Origin of the sequence: Allofournierella sp. CML151 (assembly GCF_027853465.1) — a bacterium.
Classification (GTDB): domain Bacteria; phylum Bacillota; class Clostridia; order Oscillospirales; family Ruminococcaceae; genus Allofournierella.
In genome coordinates this window covers 34,367-52,040 of record NZ_JAPNNW010000021.1, presented here as the reverse complement: position 1 = coordinate 52,040, position 17,674 = coordinate 34,367, and the positions used below count along the sequence as shown (strand labels likewise).

The window sequence follows — 17,674 nt, the reverse complement described above, 5'->3', positions numbered from 1 at the left end:
GAAATATTTTTTATTAGCTTTTCAGCGGCTCGCTGTCTCTCGCGACAGCTTGATTATAATACCACACCATGGAACACATGTCAACAACTTTTTTCAAATTTCTTTCTCTTTTTTCGCACAGGCTCATTTTCCCCGCATATAATTGTATTATAATATATAGAGCTCTTTTTCGACTTTCTCCATTCGGCCGAATTTCCCGCACTGAAAACTTTTTCATCTTTTTTGGTAAAAAGCCTTTTCAAAGCCTCGAAAATATGATAATATAATTTCTGCACCGATTGATGTGCGCTCGTGGCGCAGCTGGATAGCGCGTTAGACTCCGACTCTAAAGGCCGTGGGTTCGAATCCCGCCGGGCGCACCAAAAACCCCGAATGCGATCGCATTCGGGGTTTTTACTTATTCACTCTTCACTATTCACTATTCACTCACTTCCACTGCCTGCGCGCGCTTTCGGGAAGGAAATCGTGAAGAAGTACTGTTTCAATGTTCCAAAGGCTGCTGCATTTCTTTTGGAAATGCAGCAGCCTTTTTCTTTTTCCTAATTCCGCTCTGCCGGCAAATAGGTCTGCCCCGGCACACGCTGGGCATATAGCTTCTCCAATCGGCTGATTACTGTCTCCCGGCTCTGCGCGAAAGGCTTGCCATGACTGACCAGAAACCATTCCGCCCGCAGCCCTTTCAGCACCTGCAGCTGCTGCGCCAGCAGACTCACATTATATACTGCCTGCCCTGCCTTGACCGCCGGGTAAAGCGCATCTCCCAGAAAAGCATATTCTCCATACTCCATTCCAATGCAGCCTTTGGCATGAACTGAGGGCAACGGGAACAGATGAACTCCTTCCGGCAAAAACAGCTCCCGGGAAACTGCGATCCCTCCGCCGGCCTTTTTGCAGGTGAATGCTCCTCCATAAAAGGCTTCGTATTCCACCTGCTCCAGATTCCCCATGTGATCCGGATGAAAATGGGACAGCACCACCGTTTTCTTCCCCGGCAGCCCATTTATCGCATCAGCCGCGGCAGGCGACGCCCCCACATCATAAATCCAGAGCATTCCATCCGTCTGCACCAGGCCCACGTCCGCCGAGAGTGGTGCTTCCGCGGCGGGAAGGCGCGCAACCTGCCCGGTCAGCCATTCCCATTCCATATAACTTCCCTCTTTCCTTTCCGTATCAGGCAGTACGGCTTCTGGCGCTCAGGGCATTTCCACCCGTTCATAGGAAACATGCTCCTGCAAAAATACCCGCAGCTGCTCCATCGAACCTTCCTGCAAATCCTTTTTCTGCAACACAACCGCCCGCTGCCCACATACCGATACCAGAAGCGCCTCGGTTTCGGCCACAAAGAAAAACTCCGGGTATTCAAAGCACTGTGCGTCCACATCGGTTCCGTCACTCAACACCATTCCCTGCTCGTTGAACTCTACCCGGGCACGTTCCAGATTTGCCACAGTTCTGCGCTGACGCACCAGCTCCCGGGCCTGCCGGTCAAATCCGGATTCCCTCTGGCGCCGCCGTTTGCCGACCAGTGCCCAAACACCCGCTGCCAGGCAGAGGGCACCCGGAGCCAGCAGCGCCTTCAGCGAATCGAAGGCAAGCAGCGCCCCCAGACACAGAAGTATGCCCATGGCCAGATTCAATCCGCCCATCAGCGTTCGCTTTGTGCTTTTCATGGCCACGCAGCTCATCAAAAACCCCAGAACACTCAGCAGCAACGGCCCCGCCAGCGCCTTGGGCTCCATCGCCGAGGGAATCAGCAAGAACATGCTCACTGCCCACAGTATAATGCCCAGCACGCCTTCTCTTTTGCGGCGCTTTTGCAGCACCTCCGGATCTGATTTTGGCACCCGGTTCAGCCAGTCGCTGAGCTGCCATAAAACCGGCAGCTGTTTCCGGGATGCCAGATGAGCACACCGCTCCAGTACCCGGCTCAACTGCGGAGTCAGCGCGTCGTCGATGCTGGTGACTGTAAATACAAATCCGGATTCCATGGCAGTTCCTCCCCTGACCAGTTCCTTTCTTTGGGGTCAGTATAGCACGGCACCCTTTGGATTTCGTGAATGCTTTTTGAACTTTCCTTTTGGTCAGAACGCCATTTGTGCCGGATCAATGCGATCCGCCTCGGTGATGGGCCGAATCACCCGGCAGGGCACACCCGCAGCCACTACGCCCGCCGGGATGTCCCGGGTGACCACACTTCCAGCGCCGATCACCGAACCCTGACCGATGGTCACGCCGCCGCACACCACTGCGTTGGCTCCGATCCACACACCATCCTCCAGTGTAATGGGTTTGGAGGTACCGACGCCCTGCGCCCGCTGCTCCGGGTCCAGCGCGTGACCGGCGCAGGCCAGGCACACTCCCGGCGCCAGGAAGACGCCCGCCCCCAGATTCACCGGCGAGGTATCCAGAATCACGCAATTGCAGTTAATCACGGCCAGGCCATGGGCGTGAATATTGAATCCGTAATCACAGCGGAAGGAGGGCTCGATGAAGGTGAGCGGGTCGCAGGTGCCCAAAAGCTGCTTCAGCAGCTCCGCACGCCTTTGCCAGTCCGGCGGGGTCTGGTTGTACTCCCAGCACAGCTTCTGGGCGTTTTCCTTCCATTCATTGGGGATGTTCGGGTTGACCCCCACATATCCCTGCATACTTTTCAGATGCTCCATGATTTCGTCCATCGTTTTTTTCCTTTCCTCTTCGCCCGGGGCGTTTTTCTCTATCATATCACCGCTAAATCCCACGCTCCAGGCTTTTCGGCGGGAATATTTTTTGTTATACTAAATGTGTCTGCCCATCCGGGGCGGGCAATTCCCAAGACTGACGAGAGGAGCCTTACTCCCATGCGTTCCAAGAAAATCTGGATCAATGTGATTTTTGCCGTCGTACTGCTGGCCATCGCCGGGGTGCTGTTCTGGATGAACAGCGGCCGCGGAGCGGGCGGTGTGGCGGAACTCACCTACGGGGATGACAACACCGTGATGGAGATTCCCCTGAATAAGGATGCCCAATATGACATCGACACCGGCTATTACACCATCCATCTGACCGTGGAGGATGGCCGCATCGCCTTTGTGGACTCCCCCTGCCCGGACCACAAGTGTGAAGGCTTCGGCTGGCTGAGCCGGGAGGATGACTGGGCCGCCTGTCTGCCCGCCCGGGCCACTTTAATCGTGCTCAGCGAAAACTGAGCTTGTTCCCTGCCATCCCTTTTGCCTGCGGCAAAGGGGATCTTTTTTGCCCAAAATGCGATTTTCCACCCTGATTGTGTAAAATCCGGGTAGAATATTTCGCGCTTTTCCGGCCCGAAGCGGCAAAAAAATGGTATAATGGGCATTGGTATACACACATCACAATATTCAGGAGTCTGTGTTCTATGACCATTTTCAATGTGATCAATCTGGCCGGCGGCATCGCGCTCTTTCTGTATGGCATGTCCATCATGGGCGCCGGTCTGGAAAAACTGGCCGGCGGCAAGCTGGAAGGCGTTCTGCAGCGGCTCACCCGCTCGGTGCCCCGGGCAGTTCTTCTGGGTGCGGTAATCACCGGCCTGATTCAGTCCTCTGCCGGCACCACTGTTATCTGTGTCGGCCTGGTAAACTCCGGCATCTTTACCCTGCCTCAGGCCATCGGCGTGATCATGGGCGCCAACATCGGCACCACCGTCACCGGCCAGCTGATCCGGCTGTCGGATATTTCCGGCGGCGGCTGGCTGCTCACCATGCTCAAGCCCAGCACCTTCAGTCCGCTGGTAGCCTTTGCGGGTGCGATTCTGTTTGTGTTCTTCAAGTCGCCCAAAAAGCGCAACATCGGCCAGATCATGATGGGCTTCGGCATTTTGTTCACCGGTATGTTCACCATGGAGGCCGCGGTGGCTCCCCTGAAGGACAGCCCCTTCTTCGTGCAGTTGTTCTCCAGCCTGCAGAACCCCATTCTGGGCGTGCTGGCCGGTGCACTGGTCACAGTGGCCATTCAGTCCTCCTCGGCCAGCGTGGGCATCCTGCAGGCCCTGTCCACCACCGGCGCCATCACCTGGGGTAGTGCCATTCCCATTATTCTGGGTCAGAACATCGGCACCTGCTCCACCCCGCTGATTGCTTCCATCGGCGCCTCCACCGGTGCCAAGCGCAGCGCCATTGTGCACCTTTATTTCAACGTGATCGGCACCACCGTTTTCCTGGTTGCCATCTACGGGCTGAAAGCCGTGGGCCTGTTCCCCTTCTGGGACCAGGTGATGAGCAAAGGCGACATCGCCAATTTCCACACCCTGTTCAACGTACTGGTTACCCTGATGTTCATGCCCTTCACCCGGGCGTTGGCCTGGCTGGCGGAAAAGACGATTCCCGAACGGGCCGAGGATGCCCAGGACCTGTCGCTGCCGGTGCTGGACGAGCGCCTGTTCACCAGCCCCGCTGTTGCTCTGCAGCAGGCCCGGGCCGCGGTGGAAAAGATGGGCAGCCGCGCCTCCACCAACTTCTGCAAGGCCTTCGGCCAGCTGGAGCACTACAACGATGAGGTAACCCTGAACATCCAGACCCGTGAGGATCTGCTGGACAAGATGGAGGTTTCCATCTCCGACTATCTGGTGAAGATCGGCGACCGGGAACTGACCGAAAACGAAAACCGTCAGATCACCGAGCTGCTCAAGCTGATTGGTGAATACGAACGAATCGGCGATTATTCCATCAATATTCTGGAATGCGCCCAGCGGGTACAGGACCGGGAGCTGCACTTCTCCTCCGCCGCCAAGCAGGAGCTGGAGCTGCTGTACCGGGCCGTGAAGGAAATCCTGCAGCTGACCGCCGGGGCCTTCTCCGGCGCGGACCTGGCCAAGGCCCAGCAGGTGGAGCCGCTGGAGGAAACCGTGGACCAGATCTGCTTTGCCATGCGGGAGCGCCACATCCTGCGGCTGAAATCCGGCCGGTGTGAGCTGGAGGCCGGCATCGTGTTCCTGGACATCATCACCAACGCGGAACGCGTGTCCGACCACTGTTCCAACATTGCCGGCCGTCTGGTGGGCAACGAGCTGGATGTGGACGCCCACGCCCGCAAGCAGGCCCTGCACGCGGGAACCAACCCGGAATACAACCGCCTGCTGGAGGAATACCGGCAGAAATACCTGGAGCTTCTGCCCCAGATGGCCTGAGCCCTTTCACCCCCTGTCATTTCGCCCCATGCCGCGTGCATGGGGCTTTTTGTTTGCCCCGGCAAAAAATTTTGCGTCAATCTCTTGACAAAGCTGTTAGTCGGTGCTAACCTTGTATTGCAGTTAGAAATATCTAACTCAGTGAGAGCTTCTGCGCCCCTATCGGGTGCAATCCATAAAGGAAAGGATGCGTTATGATGCCCATCTCTATGGCGACGGCCGGTCAGTCCTATGTGGTCCGGCGGCTCAGCGGCAATTCCGAGGTACGCGCCCATCTGCGGGCGCTGGGTTTCCACGAGGGAGTCAGCGTTACGCTGATCAATCAGCTGCAGGGGGATGTGATCGTCCATGTGAAGGACGCCCGCATCGCCATCAACCAGGAGCAGGCCCTGCACATCTATGTGTAAACAGCGGCGGGCTCTGCCCGCCGGCTGTTCACGATACGCCGGCTGCTTTAGCCGGTGTGACATAAGAAAACAATGCCGGAAAAGAGCCGCTTTTGCGGGATTGCAGCGTCAAAGCCCCTTGACAACCACCAAGGGTGCCGGGGCGGCGCAAGCCGCGAAGAACCCAGTGGGTTCTTCGACCGGCCAGGGCGATCTGCGAAGCAAAGCGGGCGCACGATTGACGCGCCTGCAGCCCACTGCGGGGCTTTTCCTTGCACTCCCATCAAAATCGGGCCTTTTCCGGTGCTATGCAGTCCGGGTCCGCGAAGAGGCCAAGACCCCGGTGGGGTCTTGGACCGGCTGGGCGGTCTGCAAAGCAGAGCGGGCGCATCATTGACGCGCCCGCAGCCCGTGCCCCAGGATTTTGGATGCAGAAAGTGCGAAAAGGGGCGGTGCAAGCCTTGGTGGCTTGCCCGCGCCTTTGAACATTTTGTGCGCCAAAATCCTACGGCAGAACCATCGTTTTCTTATGTCACCCCGGCTTTGACGGCCGAAGCTTTGAGGAGGAGAATTGAGCATGACCTTACAGGACGCAAAAGTCGGCACCCGGGTGACCGTGCGCCGCATCAACGGCGAGGGCGCCTACAAGCGCCGCATCATGGACATGGGCATCACCAAGGGCAGCGAAATCCACATCCGCAAGGTGGCGCCTCTGGGCGACCCGGTGGAGATCACCGTGCGGGGCTACGAGCTTTCGCTGCGCAAGGCGGATGCTGCCTGCGTGGACGTGGACCCGGTGACCGCATAACGCGGCACGGTCATTTTTTCGCCCAATGGTTAGTTTGAACTAATTCAGGTTTGCTTAAGCGAACCGCAACTGGAGGAGGCAATCACAGCTATGGCAATCACCATCGCACTGGCCGGCAACCCGAACTGCGGCAAAACCACCATGTTCAACGCGTTGACCGGCGCGAACCAATATGTGGGCAACTGGCCCGGCGTTACCGTGGAGAAGAAAACCGGCAAGCTGAAGACCGGCAAAAAGGGCGAGATGGTCGACGTGACCGATCTGCCCGGCGTATACTCCCTGTCCCCCTATACTCTGGAAGAGGTGGTCACCCGGGATTACATCCTGAACGACCGCCCGGACGTAATCATTGATCTGGTGGATGCCACCAACATCGAGCGCAACCTTTACCTGACCGGCCAGCTGATCGAAACCGGCATCCCGGTGGTGGTAGCGCTGAACATGAGCGACCTGGTGAAGAAAAACGGCATCCGCATCGACGTGGCCGACCTTTCGCTGCGGCTGGGCTGCCCCATCGTGGAGACCAGCGCCCTGAAGGGCACCGGCCTGAAGGAAGTGGTGGCCGAGGCCGTGAAGCTGGCCAAGAGCCGCCAGGTCAAGCGCCCCGGGGCCATTTTCGAGAAGGCCATTGAGGAAAAGATCGGCGAAGTCTGCGCCAACCTGCCCGCCGGTGTGCCGGATCAGGAGCAGCGCTGGTACGCCATCAAGCTGCTGGAGCAGGACGCCAAGGTGCTGGAGCAGCTGCATCTGGACGCGGACAACGCCTACAAGCCCCTGTCCGACGCCATTGCCAAGGAATATGACGACGACGTGGAGGCAGTGATCACCGATCAGCGCTACCGCCACATTCAGGGTCTGGTCCATGCCACCGTGAAGAAGCCCTCCGGGCAGATGAGCCTGTCCGACCGGATTGACCGGGTGGTGACCAACCGGGTACTGGGCCTGCCCATCTTCCTGGTGATCATGTGGGCGGTGTACTTTGTTTCGGTGTCCACCGTGGGCACCTGGGTCACCGACTGGACCAACGACACCTTTGTGGGCGGTATCCAGGGCATGGTGGGTGACCTGCTGACCAGCGCTGGCGTGAGCAATGTGCTCATCAGTCTGGTGGTGGACGGCATCATCGGCGGCGTAGGCGCGGTTCTGGGCTTCGCGCCCCAGATGGCGATTCTGTTCCTCTTCCTCTCCATTCTGGAGGACTGCGGCTACATGGTGCGCATCGCCTTCGTGATGGACCGGATCTTCCGCCACTTCGGCCTTTCCGGCAAGAGCTTCATTCCCCTGATGATCTCCTCCGGCTGCGGCGTGCCCGGCATCATGGCCTCCAAGACCATCGAGCAGGACAACGACCGCCGCCTGACCATCATGACCACCACCTTCGTGCCCTGCGGCGCAAAGCTGCCGGTGATCGCTCTGCTCAGCGCGGTGATGGCGGGCCAGGCCACCGGCAGCAAGCTGCTGGCGGCAAACCTGGGCCCGGTGATGTATGTAATCGGCATCGGCGCGGTTCTGGTGTCGGCCATCATGCTCAAAAAGACCAAGCCCTTCTCCGGCAAGCCCGCCCCCTTCGTGATGGAGCTGCCCGCCTACCACATGCCCAGTGCCAAAACCGTTCTGATGCATGTGTGGGAGCGTCTGCGGGGCTACCTGATCAAGGCCGGCACCATTCTCTTCCTGGCCTGTGTGGTCATGTGGTTCCTCTCCAGCTTCGGCTTTGAGAACGGAGCCTTCGGCCTGGTGGAGGATACCTCCGCTTCCCTTCTGGCCGTGATCGGCAGCGCCATTGCTGTGCTCTTCGCGCCTCTGGGCTTCGGCCAGTGGCAGCCCGTGGCCTCCTCCATCTCCGGCTTCACCGCCAAGGAGGCCATCGTCTCCACCATGGGCGTACTGGCCAACGTATCCGAGGATCTGGTGGAGGATACCGGCGCGGTTGCCGCTGCTGTGGGCACCTGGTTCCCCTGCGCAGCCGCCGGCTTCTCCTTCCTGGTCTTCAACCTGCTGAACAGCCCCTGCCTGGCGGCCATTGCCACCATGGCCAAGGAGATGCAGGACCGCAAATGGTTCTGGTTCGCCATCCTGTATCAGAACATCTTCGCCTATGCGGTGGCGCTCATCGTTTATCAGCTGGGCGGTCTGGCCGCCGGTCAGGTGGCCGTGAATCCCTGGACCTTTATCGCCCTGGCAGTACTGGCGGTTATCCTGTTCCTGCTGTTCCGTCCGGACCCCTACAAGGCAAACCGGGTCTACGCCCGGCGTTCGGTGGAGGCCGCCGCGTAAGCCATGGGTGAACCATCTGTTTCCATGTTTTATGTGCTGGCCGCGTTTCTGGCGCTTTACTTTGCGGCCATGGGCCTGTTCCGCCTGGCGGACTGGCTGAAAAAACACTTCAAAAAATAAGCCGCACGCGCCGCGGCGGAAAGAAGGTGCTTTTATGAATCCTGCCGACTGGATCGTGCTTGCGATCGTTGCGGTGCTGCTGGTGCTGGCCATTCTTGCCACCAAAAAGCATTTTGGCGGCAAGGGAGGCTGCTGCGGCTGCTCCGGCGGCTGTGCCGGATGTTCCGGAAGCTGCAGCGCGGCCCCGGCCGGGCACTCCGGCCAGCCAGCCACCTCCAAGGCAAGCAAAACCTTCCCGGTGCGGGGCATGAAGTGCGACAACTGCCGCCGGGCCGTGGAGCAGGCGCTGATTGCTGTGCCCGGTGTGACCATGGTGAATGTGGACGCCAAAACCGGCCGCGCCACGGTCACCACCAACGGCACCGTGACCGATGCCCAGCTGGCTGGTGCGGTGACAGCCGCAGGCTACACTGCCGAGCTTTAATCTGATTTTCCCCCAAAGATTCTTCCAATCTTCTTTTTCAAACAGCAAAACCGCCCGGGAAAATTTTCCCGGGCGGTTTTGCATTCTGCGCCTGGCTTTTCCACAAGGAAGGGACTCCGTTGTGGAAAACTGTGTCCGTCTTTTGCGACGGCATAAAAACGCGCCGGAGAAAACTCCGGCGCATTGGAAAACAACTTATTTCAGGAAACCCTGGATGATCTTCTCCTCGGCTTCCTCGCTGGTCAGGCCCAGGGTGCGCAGCTTGAGCAGCTGCTCACCGGCGATCTTGCCGATGGCAGCCTCGTGGATCAGCTGAGCGTCCACATGGTTTGCCTCCAGACCGGGCTGCGCCAGCACCTTGCCGTTCTCGGCCAGGATGGCGTCGCACTCGGAGTGACCGGTGCAGGGGGCGTTGCCCTTGATGGTGGAGTAAAACTCCTGGCGGGAATTGCCCCGGGCCACGCTGCGGCTCACCAGATCACAGGCGCCGCCCTCGCCCTCCATGCGCACCACAAAATCGGTGCGGGCGTACTCGTCGCCGTCGGTCATGATGCGCTCACGCACCACCAGGCGAGCGTCCTTCTGCAGCACCGCGCGGGTCTTGCGGGTGGTGCTGGTCACGCCGCCCAGCTGCACGGTGTCCATCTCCAGGCTGGCGCCCTCGGCCAGTTCGATGTCGGTCACCGGGTCGATGCGCTTTTCGCCGGTGCCATTGCCAGTGGCAATGTGCTTTTCCAGATACAGCACCTTGGCGTTCTTCTCCAGGAAGAAGCGATGGATGCCGTTGTGGCGGGCCTGCTCCTCACCCTCGCTGTGCACACCGCAGCCGGCCTGCACGGTCACATCGGCGCCCTCGCCGATGTAGAAGTCGTTGTAGACCAGGTCATCCACACCGGCGTGGGTCACACAGGCGGGGATGTACACGGTCTCACCCGTGGTGCCGGGCTTGACCCGGATCACGATACCGGGCGCACCCTCTTTGTTTTCAATGGAGATATTCTCGGTGGACTGGCGGCCAGCGCACTGGCTGTCCTCCCGGATGTTGAAAGCGCTCTTTCCGTCGATGGGGTTGGCGGAGATCAGGCGCAGCAGTTCGTCGGTGATCTGGTTCATACGATCGCACTCTCCTTTTCCAGCGGGCAGCGCACCGCGTGTTCATTGGCCAGCAGCTGGGGCAGGATCTCCTGCCGGGGGCCGTGCTGGCGTACCTTGCCGTCGGCGATCACAACGATCTCGTCGGCGATGGACAGGATGCGCTCCTGATGGCTGATTACCAGCAGGGTGCCGGTGCTCTTGGCGCGCAGCTCCTCAAAGGTCTCCACCAGGCGGGCGAAGCTCCACAGGTCGATGCCGGCTTCCGGCTCGTCGAAGATGGACAGCTTGGCCTTGCGGGCCAGTACGCTGGCGATCTCGATGCGCTTGATCTCGCCGCCGGACAGGCTGGCGTTCAGCTCGCGGTCGATGTACTCGCTGGCACACAGGCCAACCTTGCCCATCAGCGCGCACAGCTCGCCCTCGTTCAGAGACTTACCGGCGGCCAGCTCCAGCATATCCCGCACGGTGAGCCCCTTGAAGCGCACCGGCTGCTGGAAGGCGTAAGCCAGGCCCTTCTTGGCACGCTGAGTCACGTCCATATCGGTGATGTCCTCGCCGTCAAAAATGATGCGGCCGCCGCTCAGGGTCTCCACACCGGCGATCAGCTTGGCCAGACTGGTCTTGCCGCCGCCGTTGGGGCCGGTGACCACCACCAGCTTGCCCTCGCCCAGCTCCAGGTCGATGTCCTTGATGATGCTCTCGCCGCCCGGAATGCTCCAGGCCAGATGCTCCAGTTTCAGCATAGCATTCTTCCTCACTTTATTTTCAAACCACAGGCCCGCAGCGGGCCGGTTCTTTTTATTAACCTACACTATTATGGTCCAGTTCATCAAAAATGTCAATATCCCGCCATTTTGCTTCCCCGGTCTCCTCCGGTTCCTGCTGTGGCGCATCCGGCTGCGGCAGCCCGGCTTCCTGTGCCGGTTCGCTGCTCTCTTCCTCAACACGCGGAGCGCTCACTTCGTCCTCCAGGCCGGAAAGGTAATTGCGGGAACCGATGATGCCCATCACCTTTTCCAGCCGCAGCTTGCCCTGCCAGTAACCCTGAGCGGCCATCATATAAGCCGCGCCGGTGCGCTCGGCCTGCTCCAGCAGCGCAGCCAGGTCGGCCTGCTGCTCCTCGCCGGTGAATGGATGCTCCCACACCTCCGGCAGCGGAGTCTCGTTTTTCCCGGTTCCCTTGAGGTGAGCGGGGGTGATGTGGCCGGTGATGAAGCCCCTGCCGCCGAACAGCGGCTCGACCAGCCAGAACAACGCGTATTTGACCCGCAGCGGGCTCACGAAATGCCGGCGCAGCAGCCGGGTGTGGGCAAAGCTGTCCTTCAAGGCGCGGCGGCTCACGGTCAGCCCCAGCGCCGCCCGGATGCCTGCCTGCAGCAGTCCGGCTGCACCATCCAGCGCCTCCTCGCTCAGGGCTGGGGTGTTGTCGTTCACCGGCACGCCGCGTTTTCCGGTATCCTTCTGGTGAAGGAAGCTGTCCAGCGCGATCTCGAAATAGCCGTGACCGCCCGGCATCCCGTAGGCCGCGCCCGGCTTGGTGATCATCACCACATAGGGGTGCAGCGCGCAGTCCGCCGCGTAGTGGCACAAAAAGCCCAATGCGTAGCTTTGCTGGGCCGGGGTTTTGGCCGTTTCCAGCAGCGCCTGCAGAAAAGCGCCGGTGTTTTCATTGTGCAGCCGGTCGCCGATCTTGGGCAGGTCCTCGCCCCGGCGCGCACTCTTGCGCCAGACCCGGTAGCAGAACAGCATGTCCGGCCCGTTGGCACCGCAGTCGAAGGCTGCGCGGTCGGCGGGCTCGATGTTCGCCAGACACGCCGCCGCCCGGGCAGTTCGGATGTGAGTATAGCCTTCCGGCATGGAATTCAATCTTCCTTTCAGCCCCCGGAGCCTGCAACGGTCAGAGGGCAGCAAAATCACTGAAAAAAGGGTATGCGAAAAAATCACGCATACCCTTTTATATTACACGATATTGGCTGATTTCTCAAGGCAATACTGCACAATTCCAGGTGGTGGAGCACGCCAGAAAATTTTTTGTGATATGAACCAAAAAGCACAGCCAATCCTTGGTGGATTGGCGAGCATTTTTAGGAAATAGCACGGAAAATTTTGGCGTGATACGCTGCCTGAGCCGTTAGGCGTGAATTATGCGGTGTTGCCTTCATTCTTTTTGCCCGTTGTGCGGCGTTTGCATGTAATTTTATGCTTTTTCCGCAGTCGAAGCACTTTCCTGCACCGGACCCAGAGCATTCAGCACCTGTTTCAGGATGTCCAGCGGCTTTTCACCGGAGGCCACCCGCACCGCCAGATAGGGCTTGGCGCTGCTGTTCACGGTGATGCGCCCGGGCAGGGCCGCCACCGCCAGCTTGATGCGCTGGGCGTTCAGCGTATCGGAATAAAGAATCAGTGCGTCCCGCTTCTGACCGATCTCATAGATGCCCGCCCGGGCGGCACTCACACGCACCAGCGAGATATCCACCAGGCCCGCCACGCTGGCGGGTACGTCGCCATACCGGTCGATCAGCTCGTCCAGCACGTCCTGGGCGTCCTCCTCGGTCTCGATGGCGGCAATCCGCTTGTAGGCCTCGATGCGGCCCGCCGCCTCGGCAATGTACCGCTCGGGAATGTAGGCGTCCACCGTAATGTCGATCAGGCATTCGCTCTTGTCCGGCTGCAGCTCCTCGCCCTTGGCCATGGCAATGGCGTTGTTCAGAATCTTCACATACAGGTCATAGCCCACCGCCTCCATGTGGCCGTGCTGGCTCTGGCCCAGCAGGCTGCCCGCGCCCCGGATCTGCAAGTCTCGCATGGCGATGCGGAAGCCGGAACCGAAACTGGTGAACTCCCGGATGGCGGAAAGCCGTTTGGCGGCCACGTCGGTGAGCACCCGGTCCCGCTGGAAGGTGAAGTAGGCGTAGGCCTTGCGGCCGGAGCGGCCCACCCGGCCCCGGATCTGATACAGCTGGGCCAGGCCCATCTTGTCCGCGTCCTCAATAATCAGGGTGTTGCAGTTGCGCACGTCCACGCCGGTCTCGATCAGAGTGGTGCAGACCAGCACGTCGATCTCGCCGTCCAGCAGCTGCTGCCATACCTTGGACAGCTGCTCCTCGGTCATCTTGCCGTGTGCGGTGGCAATGCGCGCCCCGGGCACCATCTGGCCCACCATCCCGGCGCAGGCGTCGATGCTGTCCACCCGGTTGTGCAGGTAGTAGACCTGCCCGCCCCGGGCCAGCTCCTTCTTGATGGCCTCAGCCACGATGTTGGCGTCGTATTCCATCACATAAGTCTCGATGGGCTGGCGCTCCACCGGCGGCTCCTCGATGGTGCTCATATCCCGGATACCGCTCATGGCCATGTTCAACGTGCGGGGAATGGGCGTGGCGGACAGGGTGAGCATATCCACCCCGATGAAGGCCTCCTTCAGCTTCTCCTTGTGCTTGACGCCGAAGCGCTGCTCCTCGTCGATGATCACCAGGCCCAAGTCCTTGAATTTCACGTCGTCGCTCAGCAGCCGGTGGGTGCCCACCACCACATCCACGGTGCCCTCCTTCAGCCCCCGCAGGGTGTTCTTCTGCTGGGTGGGGGTGCGGAACCGACTGAGCAGCCCGGCCTTCACCGGGAAGGCCTCCATCCGGGCCAGCAGACCGTTGTAGTGCTGCCAGGCCAGCAGGGTGGTGGGGGCCAGAATGGCGCACTGCTTGCCGCCCATGATGCACTTGAAGGCCGCCCGCAGGGCCACCTCGGTCTTGCCCACGCCCACATCGCCGCAGAGCAGCCGGTCCATGGGCCAGGGCTTTTCCATATCCTTCTTGATCTCGGCGGCAGCGGTGAGCTGGTCGCCGGTCTCGTCGTATTCAAAGCGGGTCTCAAAGTCCCGCTGCCAGTCGCTGTCCTCCGGGAAGGCGAAGCCCTTGGCCTGGCGGCGCTTGGCGTACAGCTCGATCAGCTCCTGGGCCATCTCGGCGGCGGCGGTCTTGACCCGGCGGCGGGTCTTGGCCCATTCGGTGCCGCCCAACTTCGCCAGCTTCACCTTGTCGGAATCGCCGGGGGCGGTGTAACGGCTGAGCAGGTCCAGCTGGGTAACCGGCACATACAGGGTATCGCCCTTGTCGTAGCTGATCTTCAGATAGTCCTTCACCACGCCCTGCACCTCCAGCCGCTGGATGCCGGTGTACATGCCGATGCCGTGGTTCTGGTGCACCACATAGTCGCCGGGCTTGATGTCGGTCAGGCTGGAAAGCGCGTCCTTGTTCTTCTTTTTCGCGGGCTTTTTGCCGGTGTCGGCGCTGCCCGCCTTGCGGCTGGTGAAGAGGGCGTATTTGGCAAAGGGAAACTCTGCGCCGCCGGTCAGATGCCCCGGGCGCACCACAATCACACCCGGGCCGGGCAGTACATCCTTGGCAGCGGTGGCGGCAAAGCCCTTGGCTGCCAGGTCCTTGGCCAGAGCCGCCGCGGCGCGGGAGGTACCCGCCAGCAGCTCCACCACATAGCCCTGCCTGGTCAGCGGCTCCAGGTCCTCGGCCAGTGAGGCCACCTCGCCGCTGAAGGGCGGATGGGCGTGGGCCGGGGCGTTCACGATGTCCTTCAGCTTTACCTCCGGCATAGTTCGGGCAAAGTTTTCGCAGCAGAGGCTGGGCATGCTGTCCACCGCATGCATCAGATCCGGCAGGTCCTGATACAGCACATCCAGTCCCGGGCAGAGCAGGCCCTCCTCAAACAGGCCCTTCATCTCCTCGGTGCGGCGGAACTGGGTGGCCTTGTGGGCCTCCCGGATGGCGCTGGGCTCCTCCAGCACCAGAATGGCGTTGTCGAAATAATCCAGCAAAGTGGCGGGTTTCGGGTACCGGATGCCCAGGTACTTGTCCAGCGCCTCGGGCACGAGGCCCGCGTCCAGCTGGGCAAGATCCGCCTCCATGGCTTTTTCCATAGCGCTGGCCCGGCGGCCCTTCTGGGCGGCAAGAGCGCTGCGCAGGGCGGCGGCGGTCTCGGCCGCGTCGCCGAACAGCACCTCACGGGCGGGCGAGATGTACACCTTCTCCAGCGCATCGTCCCGTCGCTGGCTGAGGATATCGAAACTGTTCAGGGTGTCGATCTCATCGCCCCAGAACTCCGCACGGGCAGGAGCCTTGGAATCCGGCGGAAACACGTCCACAATACCGCCCCGCACACTGAACTGGCCGGGGCCTTCCACCTGGCTGCGCCGGTGGTAGCCCGCCGCCAGCAGCCGGGCGGCCAGCTCCTTCACCGGGATGGTCATGCCCGGCTTTAAGGTCAGGGTGTTGGCGCAGAATTCAGCCTTGGGCACGGTGTATTGCAGCAGGGCCTCGGCGGGCACGCACACCGCCTGCAGGCGGCCGCCCACCAGATCGCCCAGCACCGCAAGGCGGCGGTACTCATATTCCCGGCCTGCACCCTCGATGGGCCGCAGAAGAAAATCCCGGGGCGGGAAAACCGCGGCGGGCATGCCCAGCGCCTCCAGGTCCTGGGCAAAGCGGGTGGCCTCGGCCTCACCGGGGGTCACCACCAGCAGGCTGCGGCCGCTGTCGGCCGCCAGCTCGCTCAGAATGCGGGCGTGGGCCACCGGGGGCATGCCGAACAACGCCGCCGCGCCGGGGGTCTGCAGCGCCGTTTGCAGGCGCTTGTATTCCGCTGTATGTTTGAAGATCTCGAACATGGGGTGTCCTTTCTGTTTTCTGCCGTTTTCGTGGCAGCACCATTTGCCCCGGCCCGTCTGGGGGCCGGGGGGCTGCGGGCAGCGCGCCCGCTTTTTCGATTCTATCTAGATTATAAAAGAAAACCGCCGCCGGGGCCAGTCGTTTTTTTGCCTCGGGGCGGTTTTCTTTTGTGTTTTCTTTCTGGTTTTACTTTTTCTCGTTCAGGTAACGGGGCAGCACGAAGAAATACAAGCCGCCGCCCACAAAGAAGATCAGCAGCAGGCTCAGGATACCCCAGGGCGCAGCCGCGGTATCCACCTGGGCCAGCACCTCGGCGCTGGCGGTGGCACGGGTCAGGCCCATCTTGTTCAGCGCCACATCCGAAGCGATGGCGCTGCTCCAGCCCACCAGGGCCGGGCCCATGATGGCGCTGAACTTGCCGAAGATATCATAGAAGCCAAAGAACTCGCCGCTGCGCTTTTTGTCCGGAATCATCTTGCCGAACATACTGCGGCTCAGCGCCTGGATGCCGCCCTGGCTGGTGGCCACCATGATGGCCATGACCCAGAACTGCCAGACCTCACGCAGGAAGAAGCCGAAGATGGTCACGCCCACATAGATGCAGATGCCCACGCCCACCATGGTGCGGGCGCCGAACTTCTCGCTGGCCTTGATGTACAGCAGGCAGAAGGGCAGGCCCAGCACCTGCACCAGCAGCAGCGCCAGCAGCATGCTGGTGGAATCCAGACCCAGGGTATCGCCGTAGCTGGTGGACATATGGATGATGGTATTCACGCCGTCGATGTAGAAGAAATAGGCGATCAGATACACGAACATGGCCTTGTGATGGAAGATTTCCTTCACGGTATTCCCCAGACCACGCAGCGCGTGGCCCACAGCGCCCCTGGTCTTTTCATTGTAGCTCTTCTGCTCCACATTTTTCAGCAGGGGGATACTGAACACCAGCCACCACACGGCGGTCAGACCGAAGGCGAAGGACAGGCAGAACAGCATCTTATCGCTGCCCAGCACCAGGTTCAGGATCAGAAACGCCAGCAGCGGAATGGTGGAACCGCCGATGTAGCCCATACCATAGCCCATGGTGGACACCTTGTCCATCCGCTCCTCGGTGGTCACATCGTTCAAAAAGCTGTCGTAATAAAGGTTCGCGCCCGCGAAGCCGATGGTAGACAGGATGTACAGCGCCAGCACCGCCATACCCACCTTTTCTGCCATGCCCGGCTCCATGAAGTCCATCATGGGGGTGATAGCCATCAGCGCACAGGACACAACGCCCACCAGCATGAAGCCCACAAACAGCTTTTTGCGCATGCCCTTGAAGTCGCCGAACACCCCCAGCACCGGGGCCAGCAGCGCCACAATGGCCATGGCCGCACTGGTGGCATAGCCCCAGGTGCTCATGCCGGAAGCAGAGTCCGCCATGTATCCCACAACCGTATTGTAGAAGATGGGCAGAATGGTAACCACGATCACCGAATGGGCACTGTTGGCCCAGTCGTACATCATCCAGCTCTTCTCCTCTTTCGTATATCCTTTGAGCAGTTTCATTCCTTCTCACCTTTCCACCGGGCCGAACCAGGCCGCGGCAACTGTTCAAATTTTTGAAATAATCCATGTTCAGTGTAGCACGGGCCGGGCCAAAGTACAACCAAAATCCATTTTACAAATACGTTTATTTTTTAACAGACTATCCCTCCCCCGTTTGACATTGCCGCCGGGATATTGTATCGTAAGCGTATGACCTGACCCAAA

General features: G+C 60.4%; 14 protein-coding genes and 1 tRNA gene. 7 read left to right on the top strand and 8 right to left on the bottom strand.

The window, feature by feature from the left end:
* Positions 1-285 precede the first annotated feature (285 nt).
* A tRNA-Arg gene (locus PH256_RS12945) sits at positions 286-362 on the top strand.
* A gap of 177 nt (positions 363-539) precedes the next feature.
* On the opposite strand, the gene PH256_RS12940 is transcribed toward PH256_RS12945, so the two are convergent.
* The 3 genes from PH256_RS12940 to PH256_RS12930 form a co-directional block, all read right to left on the bottom strand.
* Positions 540-1,076, bottom strand: coding sequence for an MBL fold metallo-hydrolase (locus PH256_RS12940; RefSeq protein WP_270914505.1), 537 nt, complete (start codon positions 1,074-1,076; stop codon positions 540-542).
* Positions 1,077-1,193: 117 nt separating this feature from the next.
* Positions 1,194-1,988 (bottom strand): hypothetical protein, encoded by a 795-nt coding sequence (locus tag PH256_RS12935; protein ID WP_270914504.1) that lies wholly within the window; start codon positions 1,986-1,988, stop codon positions 1,194-1,196.
* Positions 1,989-2,081: 93 nt separating this feature from the next.
* A complete protein-coding gene (locus PH256_RS12930) occupies positions 2,082-2,645 on the bottom strand; it encodes a sugar O-acetyltransferase (protein ID WP_442866664.1) in 564 nt (187 codons plus the stop codon).
* A gap of 192 nt (positions 2,646-2,837) precedes the next feature.
* Here PH256_RS12930 and PH256_RS12925 point away from each other — a divergent pair, with 192 nt between their 5' ends.
* The 6 genes from PH256_RS12925 to PH256_RS12900 all read left to right on the top strand — a co-directional run bounded on the left by PH256_RS12925 (position 2,838) and on the right by PH256_RS12900 (position 9,155).
* On the top strand, positions 2,838-3,185 hold the full coding sequence (locus PH256_RS12925) for a NusG domain II-containing protein (RefSeq protein WP_270914502.1): 348 nt from the start codon (positions 2,838-2,840) through the stop codon (positions 3,183-3,185).
* Between the two features lie 185 nt (positions 3,186-3,370).
* Positions 3,371-5,140 (top strand): Na/Pi cotransporter family protein, encoded by a 1,770-nt coding sequence (locus tag PH256_RS12920; RefSeq protein ID WP_087184927.1) that lies wholly within the window; start codon positions 3,371-3,373, stop codon positions 5,138-5,140.
* 194 nt (positions 5,141-5,334) lie between these two features.
* Positions 5,335-5,547, top strand: a complete 213-nt coding sequence (locus PH256_RS12915; RefSeq protein WP_242956178.1) for a FeoA family protein — start codon at positions 5,335-5,337, stop codon at positions 5,545-5,547.
* 556 nt (positions 5,548-6,103) lie between these two features.
* The gene (locus PH256_RS12910; RefSeq protein WP_087184926.1) at positions 6,104-6,334 is read left to right on the top strand and encodes a FeoA family protein; all 231 of its coding nucleotides are present in this window, start codon (positions 6,104-6,106) and stop codon (positions 6,332-6,334) included.
* Positions 6,335-6,424: 90 nt separating this feature from the next.
* The gene (gene feoB / locus PH256_RS12905) at positions 6,425-8,611 is read left to right on the top strand and encodes a ferrous iron transport protein B (RefSeq protein WP_270914501.1); all 2,187 of its coding nucleotides are present in this window, start codon (positions 6,425-6,427) and stop codon (positions 8,609-8,611) included.
* Between the two features lie 154 nt (positions 8,612-8,765).
* Positions 8,766-9,155 (top strand): heavy-metal-associated domain-containing protein, encoded by a 390-nt coding sequence (locus PH256_RS12900; RefSeq protein ID WP_270914500.1) that lies wholly within the window; start codon positions 8,766-8,768, stop codon positions 9,153-9,155.
* 195 nt (positions 9,156-9,350) lie between these two features.
* On the opposite strand, the gene PH256_RS12895 is transcribed toward PH256_RS12900, so the two are convergent.
* The 5 genes from PH256_RS12895 to PH256_RS12875 all read right to left on the bottom strand — a co-directional run bounded on the left by PH256_RS12895 (position 9,351) and on the right by PH256_RS12875 (position 17,470).
* Positions 9,351-10,268, bottom strand: a complete 918-nt coding sequence (locus tag PH256_RS12895) for a SufB/SufD family protein (RefSeq protein ID WP_270914499.1) — start codon at positions 10,266-10,268, stop codon at positions 9,351-9,353.
* Positions 10,265-10,993, bottom strand: a complete 729-nt coding sequence (locus PH256_RS12890) for an ABC transporter ATP-binding protein (protein ID WP_087184922.1) — start codon at positions 10,991-10,993, stop codon at positions 10,265-10,267. Before PH256_RS12890 ends, PH256_RS12895 begins: the two co-directional genes overlap by 4 nt.
* 58 nt (positions 10,994-11,051) lie before the next feature.
* Positions 11,052-12,107 (bottom strand): zinc dependent phospholipase C family protein, encoded by a 1,056-nt coding sequence (locus PH256_RS12885; protein ID WP_270914498.1) that lies wholly within the window; start codon positions 12,105-12,107, stop codon positions 11,052-11,054.
* A gap of 340 nt (positions 12,108-12,447) precedes the next feature.
* Positions 12,448-15,921 carry a transcription-repair coupling factor gene (gene mfd / locus PH256_RS12880; RefSeq protein ID WP_270914497.1) on the bottom strand — a complete coding sequence of 1,158 codons (3,474 nt, stop codon included), beginning with the start codon at positions 15,919-15,921 and terminating at the stop codon, positions 12,448-12,450.
* Positions 15,922-16,108: 187 nt separating this feature from the next.
* Positions 16,109-17,470, bottom strand: coding sequence for an MFS transporter (locus PH256_RS12875; RefSeq protein WP_270914496.1), 1,362 nt, complete (start codon positions 17,468-17,470; stop codon positions 16,109-16,111).
* Positions 17,471-17,674 lie beyond the last annotated feature (204 nt).